10 protein-coding genes are annotated in these 15244 nt (G+C 36.9%); 2 read left to right on the top strand and 8 right to left on the bottom strand.

Features of this window, described 5'->3' with window-relative positions; all coding sequences use genetic code 11:
• Positions 1-2: 2 nt before the first annotated feature.
• The 7 genes from ACFSRZ_RS15675 to ACFSRZ_RS15705 are packed head-to-tail and all read right to left on the bottom strand — an operon-like array spanning position 3 to position 11697.
• Positions 3-3032 carry an aminotransferase class III-fold pyridoxal phosphate-dependent enzyme gene (locus tag ACFSRZ_RS15675; RefSeq protein WP_379667520.1) on the bottom strand — a complete coding sequence of 1010 codons (3030 nt, stop codon included), beginning with the start codon at positions 3030-3032 and terminating at the stop codon, positions 3-5.
• A gap of 5 nt (positions 3033-3037) precedes the next feature.
• Positions 3038-6316 carry a glycoside hydrolase family 2 TIM barrel-domain containing protein gene (locus ACFSRZ_RS15680; RefSeq protein WP_379667521.1) on the bottom strand — a complete coding sequence of 1093 codons (3279 nt, stop codon included), beginning with the start codon at positions 6314-6316 and terminating at the stop codon, positions 3038-3040.
• Positions 6317-8266, bottom strand: a complete 1950-nt coding sequence (locus ACFSRZ_RS15685) for an MGH1-like glycoside hydrolase domain-containing protein (RefSeq protein WP_379667522.1) — start codon at positions 8264-8266, stop codon at positions 6317-6319.
• Positions 8259-9230, bottom strand: coding sequence for an aldose 1-epimerase (locus ACFSRZ_RS15690; protein ID WP_379667523.1), 972 nt, complete (start codon positions 9228-9230; stop codon positions 8259-8261). Before ACFSRZ_RS15690 ends, ACFSRZ_RS15685 begins: the two co-directional genes overlap by 8 nt.
• Positions 9184-9642, bottom strand: coding sequence for a nuclear transport factor 2 family protein (locus tag ACFSRZ_RS15695; protein ID WP_379667524.1), 459 nt, complete (start codon positions 9640-9642; stop codon positions 9184-9186). The genes ACFSRZ_RS15690 and ACFSRZ_RS15695 overlap by 47 nt, the downstream gene beginning before the upstream one ends.
• Before the next feature lie 35 nt (positions 9643-9677).
• Positions 9678-10745, bottom strand: a complete 1068-nt coding sequence (locus ACFSRZ_RS15700; protein WP_379667525.1) for a proline racemase family protein — start codon at positions 10743-10745, stop codon at positions 9678-9680.
• A complete protein-coding gene (locus ACFSRZ_RS15705; RefSeq protein ID WP_379667526.1) occupies positions 10738-11697 on the bottom strand; it encodes an ornithine cyclodeaminase family protein in 960 nt (319 codons plus the stop codon). The genes ACFSRZ_RS15700 and ACFSRZ_RS15705 overlap by 8 nt, the downstream gene beginning before the upstream one ends.
• Before the next feature lie 140 nt (positions 11698-11837).
• On the opposite strand from ACFSRZ_RS15705, the gene ACFSRZ_RS15710 reads away from it, so the two are divergent.
• Positions 11838-13109 (top strand): S28 family serine protease, encoded by a 1272-nt coding sequence (locus ACFSRZ_RS15710; RefSeq protein WP_379667527.1) that lies wholly within the window; start codon positions 11838-11840, stop codon positions 13107-13109.
• The gene (gene ade / locus ACFSRZ_RS15715) at positions 13106-14731 is read left to right on the top strand and encodes an adenine deaminase (protein WP_379667528.1); all 1626 of its coding nucleotides are present in this window, start codon (positions 13106-13108) and stop codon (positions 14729-14731) included. The genes ACFSRZ_RS15710 and ade overlap by 4 nt, the downstream gene beginning before the upstream one ends.
• Here ade and ACFSRZ_RS15720 read toward each other — a convergent pair.
• Positions 14724-15224 (bottom strand): GNAT family N-acetyltransferase, encoded by a 501-nt coding sequence (locus ACFSRZ_RS15720; RefSeq protein WP_379667529.1) that lies wholly within the window; start codon positions 15222-15224, stop codon positions 14724-14726. The two genes, ade and ACFSRZ_RS15720, sit on opposite strands and share 8 nt — an antisense overlap.
• Positions 15225-15244 lie beyond the last annotated feature (20 nt).

Here is a 15244-nt window from a genome sequence, read left to right on the forward strand (position 1 = left end):
GACTAGTGAGTTTTCATAAAGTCCTCCTTGAGGATTTTTTGTAAGTATGTAATCAGGTCCTGAGCATTCTCTTTGGAGAATACAATTGGAGGTTTGATCTTTAAAACATTGTGATCCGGTCCGTCTGTACTCATCAAAATACCATGTTCTTTCATTCTGTTGGCTAGGTAAGAGGTTTGATCTGCCAGAGGATTCATTTCACTATCAACAAGTTCAAACCCTAAAAACAATCCTTGTCCGCGAACATCGCCAATGATTGGAAACTCTTGAGCAAGTTGCTGCAATTCGGTTTTTAAATACTCTCCAACTTCCAAAGCGTTTTCCTGAAGCTTCTCTCGTTTTACAGTTCTTAAAACTGCTGTAGCAATTGCACAAGAAACAGGGTTTCCTCCAAACGTATTGAAGTATTCCATACCGTTTGCAAAAGCATCGGCTACTTCTTGAGTACAAGCAACAGCAGCAATAGGATGCCCGTTTCCTAAAGGTTTTCCAATGGTAACAATATCAGGAGTCACGTTGTGCAATTGGAATCCCCAAAAGGTTTTTCCTACACGCCCACAACCTACTTGAACTTCATCTGAAATGCACAATCCGCCAGCGTTTCTAACTCGCTCGTATGCTTTTTCTAAGAATCCTTGAGGTAGTTCTACCTGTCCACCACAACTAATGATAGGTTCTACGATCAAAGCACCAACACCTCGTTCTTTTTGGTGAATTGTATCAATACATTTTTGTACTTCTGCTGCATACTGTTCTCCGGCATCATCTCCACGATACTTACCACGAAATGCGTCAGGTAGTGGAAAGATATGTGTGTGTTCTGGTGCTCCGCTACCACCTTTTCCATCAAACTTATAAGAAGAGATGTCAATACACATATTGCTATTTCCGTGATATCCAATTTCGGAAGCAATAATGTCTCTTTGACCTGTGGTAGCTTTTACCATTCGTATAGCCAGTTCATTGGCTTCACTTCCGGAATTTACAAAGTGTAATACATTGAGTTCCGGTGGTAAAGTTTCAATCAATTCCTGAGCAAGCTCATTGATGTTTTCATGTAGGTAACGCGAATTGGTATTGAGCAAAGCCATTTGCTCTTGCCCTGCTTTTACTACTGCAGAGTGCTCATGTCCTACATGGGCAACATTATTTACTGTGTCTAAATATTTTTTTCCTTGCTGATCGATCAACCAAACTCCGTCTCCGCGAACCATTTTAATAGGAACTTTGTATTGTAAACTCAAGCTTTTCCCTAAGTGTTGTTTTCTATAGGAGATCAATTCGTTGTTGGGAACAAATTGTGGTGATGTTAGATCGTTTAGTTTGAATAATAAATTGGGATCTAAACAGAAACTTCTCCAGATATTCACTTGATCCGGATAGGCTACACCGGGAAAATCATCTGTATAATCCAATAAAGAAAGCATTATTTGAAAGTGTAGGTGAGGAGCCCAATTTCCATTTTCGGGATAGTTGCCCAACTCAGAGATCTTCTCTCCTTTTTTAATACTATCTCCGGGCTTGTGCTTCAGCACACTTTCTACGGTATTATGTCCGTAAAGTGTATAGAATTCCAGATCGTTTATGGTGTGTTTTAAGATCACCAATCCACCGTATTCTTTATTTCCGGCATCATCTACAGCAGTCACTACTTCGCCATCAAATAAAGCATGCACCGGAGTGTTGGCCGGTAGCCAAAAATCGACTCCCAAATGAACGGTTCTACTTTCTCTACCGTAATTTCCGATCTTGTCATAGGCTGTAGAGGTATAAATAGGACGAGGTTCTAAATACCCTCCGGCAATGATCTTATTAGGATGTTCTTTTTGTAATTGATCTATTTTGAATTGAAAGAGGTCAAGATTGTTAAAATCGCTTCGATGCCCAATCCACTTACTGGAAACACTCAAATCCAAAAGTTGAACATCTTCTCTTTCTATTGTTGGGAACAATTCTGTTAGTGAAAATTGTTGTTGTTGACTCCACTTGATGAATTCTTCTTCATTAGGATGTGCAGAAAATCCGCAAACTTCTCGGAATGAATAGTAAGCAAAATCGGCATTGATCTCTGCCCATTTATTGAGTACTTCCCAAGCGGGTTTCTCACTGATCAACAGGTATTCGTTATCTGGTTCAACAATTTTATTAATAGCAGATTTGGTTACAGAAATAACCAATCGCATGGCAATACAAGTATACAAATGTTCCAGTTCTACTTCCTGTAAAGGGAAACTGTCATGATATCCTTTTACAATGGCTAATGAAGCTTCTAAAGGATCGTTATGATGCATAATAGCATATGCACAAGCAATGGCCAGATCGTTGATGATCTGTGTGTGAATAGCATCGCCATAATCTATGGCGGCAACTACGGTGGGAGAGATTAAATCTGAAGAAACCAATACATTATTGTCATTGGCATCATTATGAACTACAGATTTTCTAAGTTGTTGATAGCTCTCTAATTGTTCTTCAAATGAAGATTGAAAATGAGTAATGATCTCTCTTTGTTGTTCGTTGAAAAGATCTAAATGTTTTTTGATCCAAAGAGATTGTGCAATGTCCCATTCAAAAGAACGATGTGCTTCATCATGATCAAATCCTTGTAAAGCCTTGGCAAGCTTTCCGCATTCATTCCCTAAACTATATCGTAACTCATTGGAATGTGGGTTTACAGAACTCCATAACCTCCCGGGAATCCATGTGAGCAAACGTACTTTACGCACATTGTTATTAGCATCGGTATATTCAGCCATAGAGTGACTTTGATGGCTTTTGATGGTTTTGGGAGCTATGATGTTGGGATACGATTCTAGATGCTGTAAAATGGCTTGTTGAAAATCCAAATAATCTACATCCTGATCGGGGCGTGAAATTTTTAAGATGTATCCATCTTCACCTTCAACTTTTACACGAAAGTTAAAATCGACATCCCCGGGTAATTCTGAAATATTTCCTTGGATACCAAACAGAGAAAAAAGGATCTCTGCGGCTTCTTGGGTTGATATTTTAAGTTCTTTGTACGTTGTCATAAATTTTATTCTTGATAACGGTAGTTTTTGCTGAGTTCAATAAATTGAGCAGTCTTTTTATTGTTAAAAGGAATGATGTAAAAGCTATATGAGTACTTTTTATTTCCTTTGAATTGATATTTTTCTTGAGGTTTTGAGTACCAACTATCGTCACCAGCAACTCCTCTTTGACCAAGATCAATATTCAATTGTACAAGATCTTTTTCTTTAATATCAATAGTGTGCTTGCTCTTGTTTGAATTTTTGTAATTCAAACCATCAGTTGTGTCAAAATCTTCATTCTCCATATGATGAGCACTAAAACTCAATAGATTTGAATTTGAAGTCACAAAGAGAAGACCATTATTGTTTTTGTCTGACAAAGCAAGCCATCTAGTATCTGTCTTATATCCATTGTCTTGCGGGCGGATATATGGAACATATTGATCTATAACCTTCGAGGTGTATAAATCTATAAAGGCACTGGCTTTCCTATCTTGGTAATTTTCCCATGGCCCTCGACCGAAATAATTTAGATGGTTGTACTTTTTTTGAATTTGCATTCGCATTCCAATTCTGGGAATGTCTCCTTTATATTCTGTAGGATATAAAATGTTTTCAATAAAAACAGCTCCACTTCCTTCTATTGTATAGCTCGATTCATAAGTTGTTTTTACCCCTGGTAACGTGTATTGAACACTTATTTTAATTGCACCGGAAGAGTGTGTTGTATAATCAAATTTTTTCACAGAAAACTTTAGAGAAGCCTCTTTCCATCCAATATTTCTTCTATCCATTGCATTTCCAAAATCATTGTCGGTTACCGCTCTCCAAAAATTTAGTTTCGGGCCTTTCCCATTTTTAAGAATTTCTTCTCCTTTATATTGGTAGGATACTATTTGCCCTTTTTCTTTAGAGAATGTTATTTGAACACTATTGTTGGAGATTGTTAAGGACTTATCTTTCTCTTTTATTAAAAGAGATTGTTTAGAGCTTGAGATTTCCTTTTTTTCTTTTTTGAATTTAGAGTGTAGAGATATTTGTTCACGTGCAACTTCAAACCCTTTGGGCAGCATTCCCCATTGTTTTTTTGTAGTAGCAGATACTTCTATAAAATATTCGGTATTCTCTTTAAAATCAATATCGTTTAAAGGAACACGAATTAACTTTCCTGTATGACTTTCTATATCAATAGTTTTTAAAGTGATTGTTTTTAAAATTGCACCATCTGCTTTGATAAAGGCTTTAAAGTTAAATTGATTCAAGTTGGTAAAATCATACAAGTTTTCAATGAGAATTCGCTGTTCGTCATATCTATTAATTCCTTTGTTTTTAAAGTTGATGTACTCATATACTTTTTTCACTTCAAATAGAGCAGGTTGAGGTGTTCTATCCGGAAAAACAATTCCGTTGTTTAAGAAGGTGTTGTCTGTTGGCATATTTTTACCATAATCGCCACCATAAGCATAATACCGCTCTCCTTTTTCATTGGTTTTCCAAATTGATTGATCTACCCAATCCCAGATAAACCCTCCTTGTAAATTGTCATATTGTTCGATGATATCCCAATAGTCTTGAAAATTACCTGTACTATTTCCCATAGCATGTGCATATTCACTGGGAATAAAAGGTCTGTCTGTTTTGGATTTTCCTATTTCTTCAAAGCGTGCTGGTGATGGATATTGAGGAACGATAATGTCTGTATTAGAATCCATATCATATAGGTTTCCATCACGGCTTTTATAGGGTCTTTCATACTGAACAGGACGCTTTGTATTATCATTTGCCTTGATACTGTCATAGCCTTTAAAGAAATTAATACCATTTCCGCCTTCATTTCCCATACTCCAAATAATTACAGAAGGATGGTTCCTATCTCTTTTTACCATTCGAACCATTCTGTCAACGTGAGCTTTCTCCCAGCTTGAATTTTTGGCCAATGAATATTTTCCATAATACATTCCATGTGACTCAATATTGGCTTCGTCAACTACATATAAACCATATGTATCACATAGTTCATAAAATCTTCTTCCACGAGGATAATGACTCAACCGAACTGCATTAATATTGTTTTCTTTCCATAAACGAATATCTTTTAAGATGAGCTCTTCTGACATAATATGCCCGGTTTCCGGATCGGCTTCTTGAGTGTTAACACCTTTTAAGGTTATATGTTGGCCGTTTACTAATAAGATTCCATTTTTAATTTCTACAGAACGAAAACCAATTTTTGTTTTAGTATATTCCAATATGTTGTCATTTGCATCTTTTAGCTCTAAAAACAAAGTATAAAGATTAGGATGTTCTGCATTCCATTGTTTTGCATTAGGAATCGTTGCAATGAAATCAAATGTTTTTTCTTGTAGAGAGGATATTTTCACCTTTTTTGTTTCCGTAGAAACAACTTTGTTTGAATCGTCTAACAATCGATAAGAGATGTTTCCATTTTTATTAGACCTGTGATGGTTCTTAAGGGCAATATTTAAGACAAGTTTTCCATGTTGGTAAGCCGCATCTAATGTAGAAGTAACCTCAAAATCTCGAATCCTCATTTTGGGTTGTGCATAAATAAACACATCCCGTTCGATACCACTAATTCTCCAGAAATCTTGACATTCTAAGTAAGAGCCATCAGTCCATCTAAAAATTTGTATCGCAATTGTATTCTTTCCTTGCTTCAATGCTTTGGTAATGTCAAACTCGGCAGGTAGTTTACTTCCTTGAGAATATCCAATGTATTTTCCGTTAATCCATATAAAACCACCCGATTTCATAGCTCCTATGTGTAAGAATACTTGTTTTTTCTTCCAGTCTTTGTCCAGAATGAAATCTCTTCTGTAGGATCCTACAGGATTGTAATGATTGGGAACATCACCAGGTTTTTTTGGGTAGATACGATCTATTAGCTCCATATCATCAGCTACCATAGCTTTATAATCTGCAAATTCATATTGATGGTTCACATAGATAGGAACTCCATAACCCTCTACCTCCCAGTTAGAAGGAACTTTGATATTGTCCCAATGAGACACATCAATTTTTGGGTTCATAAAGTTTGTAGGTCTGCTGTTAGGGTCTCTCACCCAATTGAATTTCCAGTTTCCGTTTAGAAGTTTAAAAAACGTAGGTTTTGTTTGGCCTTCTATAGCGAAAGAACTGAAAGACGCATGTGCAGGGAGTTTATTTTCACTAATAATTAATTCGTCTTCTATATATTTTTGATAATCTTGAACTGGATCATTCTTTTGAGCGAATAAGCTAATATTTAGGAAGACCAATAGAGGTATTAGAGAGTTTTTCATTTATTTAGATAATAGCATGATAATATGTGCTGCACTCCAGCTAAAATTCTTTGCATGCAAGCCTTGCCCTGTTAAAGGATGATAGTTTTCACGAATGGGTTTTCCTTCTTCCAATATACCTTCTGCTCCTTCTAAAATCTGACGAGTAGCCTTATCTGCTTCTGTGTTAAACCCGTAATTACGTAATCCTTTTACACCAAAATAAGATTGGTCTAACCAGTTTGGGCCACGCCAATAACCACGTAAAGGATCAAACTTTGGATGGTCTGCACTCATGGTTTGAAACGGGACTTTGGTAAAGAACTTTTGAGGATTCATCATTCGTTTTTTAACAGCTTCTGCTTGTTCTTGTGTAGCGGCTTTAGCCCAAAGAGCCGTCCATCCTTCGCTTCCTTCTCCTTTGATGAATGTATTGCCTTCCAGATTGGTATCGTAGAACCATCCGTCATTGGCATCGTAAAATTGTTCTTGTACTTTCTTTTTTAACACTTTTGCTTCTTGTATGTAGGTATCAGCATCGTTATTGCCAAGTGCTTTAGACAGCTCAGCCAAAAAGAGCTTTTCTGCATAAAGATAACTGTTTAAATCTACACTCTCCTGATCTAAAGAATAAGCTCCTTCACCATTTTTTACGATCTTAGAATCGTCAAAACGAATGGCATTGTCCATACCACTTTCCCATTTGGCAGCAATCAAACTACCATCAGTAGATCCGTATTCGCAAAGTCCATCTTGATCGTGATCACGTTTTGCATACCACCATTCATGGTATTTCTTTAGTTTAGGATACATGTATTTGACAAATTCTAGGTCTTTATCTTTCTCGTAAATCTTGGCTACTGCCCAGGCAGATAAAGGTGGTTTGGTGTCTCTGTAATTATGACGTTCAATGCTTGTGTCTCTGTACACCACATCAGCTACAAAGCCATCTTCATTTTGAAATTCGAACATCAATTTCATTTGCTTTTTGGCAAGATCTAAATCAAAATGAGATAAACCTACAGCGTGCTTCCAAGAATCCCACGACCAAAACCCGTTGAACCATCGATAATGATAACTAGGGAACAAGCCTTCGTGTTTGATCTCTCCGGCAGGAATTCTCCAGTTGTTTTGCAGGGTTAACTGGGCTTTGGCCAAAACATGAGCGTAAATAGAGTCTTCAAATTGCGATTTACGATTTGTGATCAGGTTTTTTAGTTGTGTGTTTTTCTGGTTTTTCCTTTCGGAAAGTAGATCGTTGAAATCGGTTTGTTGAATTGACTCTTTTTCTTTAGCCCAATCGTATTCGGGGAAAATAAAAGTTTGAGAAATGGTAAATTCTTTTGATTCGTTTGGTTTCAGTTCTAGTGTTAATGAAGCCGGATTCATCAATATATGTCCAACTGCATTTGTTTTAGATGAGGTAATGGTAATCTCATTGCCTTCTCTTTTCAGTTTTAAACTGTCAGCTAAAATCGAATTGATCTTCCACTCATAATCTAAAGAAAGTGTTTCATCAGATGTATTCTTAAGAGTTGATTGGATCAAAGCCGTATGACCTGAGAGGAAAACTAGTTTTTGCGTAAGCTCTACGTTAGATGAGGTGAAAGATTGTTCTAAGTGACTTGAGTAACTTTCGATATGATGAGAATCCCAGTTGACATTCTTAACGGATAATTCTGTTAAAGCCTTGCTAGACCAAATTCCGTTTTGTTGTGTCATTAAGAAAGGCCCTGTGAATCCAACTTGTAAAGCAAAGCGTTTTTTTGTGCTGGATCCGGGGAAACTATAGGCAAACCAAGCTCCTTGATCAGAGAACATCAATCCGCTCTTGTCGAATTTCTTTTCAGGTGTAATTCTGTAATACAGTGCATTCTTACTAAAAGAATTATAAGGATGTTCAGGTTCTTTTTCAGTTTGTGAGCAACTCAGAATAGTGAGACTCATTAGAAAGACAAAAAATCTATTCATAACAACATAAGGTTAAATTGATAGTATAGGTGTAATTCGAATTAGGCGCTAGTTCTAGCAGTCCTTTTTTGTGATTAAAAGCATTAGGAATGCAGGTCATGGGTTCGATAGCAATACAATCTCTCTGCTCAGGAATATATAACTGAACATAGGATTGGTTTGAGCTTCCCATTTGCATGTTTAATTGATATTCGTTGGTTTGTAAAACCAGTTGAGGGGTTTCTAGAATAAAACAGGTATCCAACTCCATAGAACCGACTTGGAAAGTAGTGGGTAAGGTATGTTGTTTTCTTCCTGTAGGAATGAGATTCTGATTGTAACTTATTTCATGACTTGCGTCAAAACGCAAAGTTGCTTCTGAAAGCTGTGAGCTTTTAAAATAAGGATGCCAACCTATTCCAAAAGGAAAAGAAGTTGACCCGGTATTTGTGGCTTCAAAAGAAATGGCAATTCCTGATCCGGAAATCTGATATTGAATTTTGAGATCAAAATTGAAAGGAAATCCTGTTGAAGGTTTCTTTTTAGAAAGGAGGAATTCAAGCTTTATAGAATTTCCTTCTTGTATTGTTTGGATAAGCTCAAACGATTCAAAAGCAACCAATCCATGAATAGCATTGGAGCGTTCGGGTTCGTTAAGTTCTAAACGATGTATTTTATCTTGAAAAAAATAGCTGCCATTATCTACTCTTCCTGGGAAAGGAAATAGAGGGGCCGATGAATATAAATCTTGGTAAACAGTAATGTCTTTTTGATCGCTTTTAATTCCTTTGATAATATCCTTTCCTTGCCATTCTAATTTTTGCAAAGAAGCTCCGAGGTTAGGGTAGATCTCACAAGTGATTTCTTCAGATGAAACTTGTACGGCTTGTAAAAGCTTGCTTTTATGAGGTATATGTTTGATCTGAAACGCTGCCATCTTATTGTATTTTACCATCATGGAATCCGGCTCTTTTCCATTTTCCATCTTGAAAAGTCCAGATATTAGTTACTCGATAAGCATTTTGTACAACCGTATCTTGTTGCTGTGTCTCTACTTGAATTCTCGCAGTGACAATTGCTGAGTTTTGCAAAAGCTGAATGTCTAGTTCATCCATAGTGTATGCTAACACTTTGATCTTTCCTGCTTCAATATCTTTTGCTCTTTTTTTTAGGTAGTTAAGCCATACATCTCTTCCGATCATTTTGGAAGTTCCATTCGTATGAGAATAACCATCAGTAATCATAGAACTCAAAAGCTCAACATTCCCTTCTTGAAAGGCTGTGTTGAATTTTTTTATTGCCGACCTAAGTTCTTTTTCTGAGCCTGTTTTTGGTGCACATTGACTCAATAGTAAAAAGCCGATAAAGAATCCTGATATTTTAAAAAGAGATCTCATAGATATGTTATTTACAAGGCTCACTAAAATACGATTTATCTAAGGATGAATCCATCTTTCATAGGATCATTCGGATCAATCACAAATGTTTGTACTCCTGTGATATGAGCCGTTCCTTCTACTTGCGGAATGACTGCTTTAAAAGGTCCGTAATCTTCCTCTTTTACAACAGATCCTTTGAATGCAGAACCTGTAATACTTTCTATAGACATGGTTCCTCCAAAGTCGATCTCTTTTCGAGCTTTGTGAATAGCCATTCTTCCAGAAACTCCAGATCCTGTTGGAGATCTGTCTACTTCGCCTTCAGCAAAAATGCACACATTACGACTGTCGTATCCGGAGTCTTGCGTTGTATTGTCAACAAAGATGGTTCCGTATAAGAAACTCAAGTCTTCTTCAAAAGGATGAAGAATTTCCTTGTCGCTATCCATAACCGCATGTTTTATATCCATTCCTTTGGTGATAAGTGCACGGTATGAGTTTGGAGTTAGATCAAAATCAAATTGATTCTTAGCCATATCTACATAGGCATAAAAAGCACCTCCGTAAGCAAGATCGTAAGTAACAGTTCCAAGTCCTTTTACTTCTACAGTTCTGTCTAAACCAACCACAAAACTTGGTACACAATGGAATCGAACGCCTTTAACCTTTCCGTTTTCTACATTGGCATAAGAATAAATTCGTCCACATGGCGCATCAATTTTCAGTTCATTATCTCCTTCTTTGATATTGATCCAATTCATTTCAACGGCTAATGTAGAAATGGCAATAATGGCATGTCCACACATGGTAGAATATCCTTCATTATGTAAGAAGATAATTCCAAAATCGCCTTCCTCATCATTAGGTGGTAATAAGATACATCCGTACATGTCTGCATGACCACGAGGCTCAAACATTAGAGCTGTACGTAAATAATCGTAATGCTCTTTGCAATAACGTCTGTAATCCAAAACCGAATTTCCTTTCAGTTCTGGAAAACCATCAACAATCACACGTAAAGGCTCACCTCCCGTATGCATGTCAATAGTTTTGATTTGCAGCCAGTCTTGAGGAGGTTGAAAATCTTTGTGTTGTAATATATTTTGATAGGTTTTACTCATCTGTAAATTGTTTGTAATAATAATCAGCAGCAGCCAAGTCTTCTAAAGCATGACCTACTGATTTAAAAAGTGTGATCTCATTGGCATCTTGTCGTTCTATTCGATCGTTCTTACACAGATTGAACAGATCACCTTTGATATCGCCTTCTTTTAAAATTCCATTTTTTAAAGGAATAGCAATGTCTCCGCTTTCTTTCAGTCCGGCTTCAAAAGTATCGATGTAAACCGATGCTTTTTCAATAGCCAAATCATCAGATTCTCTCATGGTGGGAGTGTAAGCTCCTACGAGATCTATATGTTGCCCGGGAGTTAAAAACTGACCAAAAACCAATGGGTTTTTGGAGAGTGTAGCACAAGAAATAATATCTACTTCAGAGATCTTTTCTTCTATGTATCGAATAGGAGTGACGGTATAGTCTTCCTTTGCTAGTTCTGAAACAATTTGCCCTGCTTTCTCATAATTCCTTCCCCATACATATACCTGCTTGATAGGTCTAACACTAGCGTGTGCCTGTATTAAATTTTTAGACAGTGCTCCGGTTCCTATCATTAACAAAGAAGAAGCATCTTCTTTGGATAGAAATGATGAAGCCAACGCAGAGGTTGCCGCTGTTCTTTTAGCAGTTAGGTTTTTGGCTTCCATAATAGCTTTGAGTACTCCGGTTGTAGCGTCTAAATAAATATAAGACCCTTGTATGGACGGAAGATCAAATTGATGATTTTCCGGACTGATGCTTACTACTTTAATTCCGGAGTTTTTACCGGGATTCCATGCGGGCATCAATAAAAGAGTTGTGTCAGCTTGTGTTTGAGGATTGGGGAAATCGTGATGATGTCTTACGGGGACGATTGTTTTTTGATGAGAAAAACTGTGTTTTATCTCTGAGATCAGCTCAGGAAATTGGGTGTTTTTCTCTATAAAAGTATCATCAATAAAAATTGGGTTAGCCATAGGCTAAAGGTATGCAAAAGGAGAATTTAAATTAAATATTAACCTTTAGGTAGATAAGATTCTATAAAAGTTGGAATATTTACTATCAGTAGCCGGTTTTGCATTGAATTATTTTTAAAGACTATATATTAGAAATCGACATGAAGAAACACTTGTTTTTTACCGCCTGTTTAAGCTTGCTCCTTTTTTTACAAGTTCAAGGACAGCAATCGCTCAAAACTCAACTGGAAAACCTCTTTCCGGGATCAAAAATTGAAAAGCTTTCCAACAAAGATCACTTTACAGAAAGTTATCATATTGTGTTGCAGCAAGCATTGGATCACAAAGACCCGAAAGCCGGAACTTTTGAGCACCATATTTACTTTTCTCACTTCGATACAAAAGCTCCGATGCTTTTGGTAACTGAAGGATATAGTGCCAGAAACAGAACTTATGAGTTAAGCAAGTACTTAAAAACAAATCAGGTAATTGTTGAGTATCGTTTTTATGGAAAATCCAGACCCAATCCAATACCATGGAAATACCTAACAAATGATCAAGCTGTAGAGGATTATCATTCGATCACTCAGAAATTAAAAACGATCTATCAAAACAAGTGGATCTCAACCGGAATCAGTAAAGGAGGAGAAACGGTGATGATCTATAAGTCAAAATATCCGAAAGATATTGATGTAGCCGTGCCTTATGTAGCTCCATTAATCAATGGGTTAGAGGATGAGAGAACAACACAACTGATCAATTCTGTAGGAACTGAAGCTTGTAGAAAATCGATACGAGAATTTCAAAGAGCAGTACTTAAGAACAGAGATGAGGTTTTAAAGGAAATGACAACTTTTGTGAAAGAAAAGAAGATGACATATACCGAAGTTTCTATTGAAGAAGCGTTGGAGTATGCAACTTTGGAGTTTCCTTTTTCGTTTTGGCAATGGGGAGGGAAATGTGAGGAGGTTCCTGCTAACACAGCATCACCTAAAGAGTTGTTTGCGTATCTAAATAAGGTAGTAGGAGTTTGGTTCTATTCTGATGGAGGCTACGAAACCTATTTGCCGTCATTCTATCAGCATGTGCGAGAGTTGGGGTATTATGGGTTTGATCTAGAGCCTGTGCAAGACCTGTTAAAGATTGTAAAGAGTTCTACCAACAAACGTTTTGCTCCTAAGAATGTAGATTTGAGCTACAATCCGAAATACATCAAGAAAGTTAGGCGATTTATTGAAAAGAAAGGGAATCAAATTCTCTATATTTATGGCGAGTTTGATCCATGGGGAGCTTGTGCGCCAGAGCCTAGAAAACAGTTAGATGCTTTAAAAATGGTTTTAAAAGGAGGGCACCACGGAACTAGAATCCGACACTTTTCTCCCGAGGATCAAAAATTAATTTTTGATACCTTAAACCGTTGGCTTAAAGAATGAAGATTGTAAAAGGGAACATTGTAGACATTGCAAACAAAAAGATCGTTAAAGGAGAAGTTGTTGTAAATGATGGAAAGATCGTTGAAATAAGACCGTCTGAACATACTGTAGAAAACTATATACTACCGGGTTTTGTAGATGCTCATATTCATATAGAAAGTTCTATGTTGGTTCCTTCTGAGTTTGCAAAAATTGCAGTAACTCACGGAACAGTAGCCACAGTTTCTGATCCGCACGAGATTGCCAATGTTTTAGGAGTACAAGGAGTAGACTTTATGATAGAGAACGGAAAGAAGGTTCCGTTAAAATTCAATTTTGGAGCTCCTTCCTGTGTCCCAGCAACTTCTTTTGAAAGTGCCGGAGCTGTTATTGATTCTGATGATATTCAAAAGATGATGGCCAATCCTGATATCAAGTATTTGGCTGAAATGATGAATTATCCGGGTGTCTTATTTGAAGACGAAGAGGTAATGAAAAAGATTGCCTGGGCAAAGCATTATAACAAACCAGTAGACGGTCATGCTCCCGGAGTTAGAGGAGATGATATTACCAAATATATAGCAGCCGGAATTTCAACAGATCATGAGTGTTTTACTTATGAAGAAGGTTTAGAAAAGCTTCAAAAAGGAATGAAGGTGATCATTAGAGAAGGCAGTGCAGCTAAGAATTTTGACGCTTTGATCGATCTTTTACCGGATTACTACGAAAATATGATGTTCTGTTCTGATGATAAGCATCCTGACGATTTATTACTTGGACACATCAATCAGTTGTGTGCACGTGCAGTAGCCAAAGGAATGGATGTGTACAAAGTGTTGCAAGCGGCTTGTATAAATCCTGTAGAGCATTACAATTTAGATGTTGGTTTGTTGCAAAAAGGTGATGAAGCAGATTTTGTTGTGATCGACAATCTAAAAGATTTCAATGTATTGCAAACCTATATAGATGGTGAATTGGTTGCTGAAGACGGACAATCTTTTGTAGAGCATGCAAATTTTGAGGTATTGAATAACTTTCATACAGATAAGAAGAGTGTAAGTGATTTTGAATTCCATTCTGCATCAGAAAAGATTCGTGTCATAGAAGCTTTGGATGGTGAGTTGGTGACCAATGAGATTGAAGCAGATAGTTTGATCAAAGATGGAAACTTAGTTTCTGATGTTGCAAATGATGTGCTAAAAATGACTGTGGTCAATCGTTATCAAAACTCAGAACCTTCGATTGCTTTTATCAAGAATTTCGGTTTGAAAGAAGGTGCTATTGCCAGTTCTGTAGGACACGATTCTCATAACATTATTGCAGTTGGAGTTTCTGATGAAATGATCTGCAAGGCAGTAAATCTATTGATTGAAAATCAAGGAGGTGTTTGTGCGGTAAATGAATTGGAAGAAAAAGTGGTACCACTTCCTGTAGCGGGTATTATGAGTGACCAACCTGCTGAAATTATTGGAAAAGCATATGCTGAGTTGGATCAGATGGCTAAAGAGATGGGAAGTCAATTACGAGCTCCATATATGACTTTATCGTTTATGGCTTTACTGGTGATCCCGTCGTTAAAGTTGAGTGACAAAGGTTTATTTAATGGAAGTTCTTTTGAGTTTACTTCATTGGAAATTAAGTAGAGAATAAACTAATTTCTTCGGCTTCTTGTGATAGTTTGATATGCTTTTCAAACTTCAGCCCTAATTTCTTTAGCAAAAGGTGAGAACGCTCGTTGTCGTTGTTGGCAATTCCCATTACAGTAGAAAAACCTAAGGTGTCGTATCCATAGTGCATGATAGCTTCAGTAGATTCGAAAGCATACCCTTTTCCTCTTCCTATAGGTAAAAAAGCAAAACCTACGTCTACATATTGCAACTGCTCTCGTTTTACAAAACCGGTAATTCCCACCGGAGTATTTGTGTCTTTTTCAATCACTAGATAAAACCCAAAACCCGAATTGGTATAGCTGGGAATAATTCGTTCAGTCAGATAATTTTGAGCATCTTGTATTGTGTGGATATTCCTATCACCTATGAATCGTTTCCAGTCGTCATCATTGGCTAGTTCAAAGAAGAAAGAAGCATCTTCAGGAACCATTTCTCTTACGGATAAACGTTGGGTTTCTAAAATCATGATCATAAAAGTAATCAGAT

This window comes from Pseudotenacibaculum haliotis (genome assembly GCF_042684245.1).
Classification (GTDB): Bacteria; Bacteroidota; Bacteroidia; order Flavobacteriales; family Flavobacteriaceae; genus Polaribacter; species Polaribacter haliotis_A.

Bases quoted from the DNA above. Each gene is read 5' to 3' on its own strand.
- ACFSRZ_RS15690 (WP_379667523.1), bottom strand. From the start codon at position 9,230: ATGGAAAATGGAAAAGAGCCGGATTCCATGATGGTAAAATACAATAAG.
- ACFSRZ_RS15685 (WP_379667522.1), bottom strand. From the start codon at position 8,266: ATGAATAGATTTTTTGTCTTTCTAATGAGTCTCACTATTCTGAGTTGC.
- ade (WP_379667528.1), top strand. From the start codon at position 13,106: ATGAAGATTGTAAAAGGGAACATTGTAGACATTGCAAACAAAAAGATC.
- ACFSRZ_RS15705 (WP_379667526.1), bottom strand. From the start codon at position 11,697: ATGGCTAACCCAATTTTTATTGATGATACTTTTATAGAGAAAAACACC.
- ACFSRZ_RS15675 (WP_379667520.1), bottom strand. From the start codon at position 3,032: ATGACAACGTACAAAGAACTTAAAATATCAACCCAAGAAGCCGCAGAG.
- ACFSRZ_RS15700 (WP_379667525.1), bottom strand. From the start codon at position 10,745: ATGAGTAAAACCTATCAAAATATATTACAACACAAAGATTTTCAACCT.
- ACFSRZ_RS15720 (WP_379667529.1), bottom strand. From the start codon at position 15,224: ATGATTTTAGAAACCCAACGTTTATCCGTAAGAGAAATGGTTCCTGAA.
- ACFSRZ_RS15710 (WP_379667527.1), top strand. From the start codon at position 11,838: ATGAAGAAACACTTGTTTTTTACCGCCTGTTTAAGCTTGCTCCTTTTT.
- ACFSRZ_RS15680 (WP_379667521.1), bottom strand. From the start codon at position 6,316: ATGAAAAACTCTCTAATACCTCTATTGGTCTTCCTAAATATTAGCTTA.
- ACFSRZ_RS15695 (WP_379667524.1), bottom strand. From the start codon at position 9,642: ATGAGATCTCTTTTTAAAATATCAGGATTCTTTATCGGCTTTTTACTA.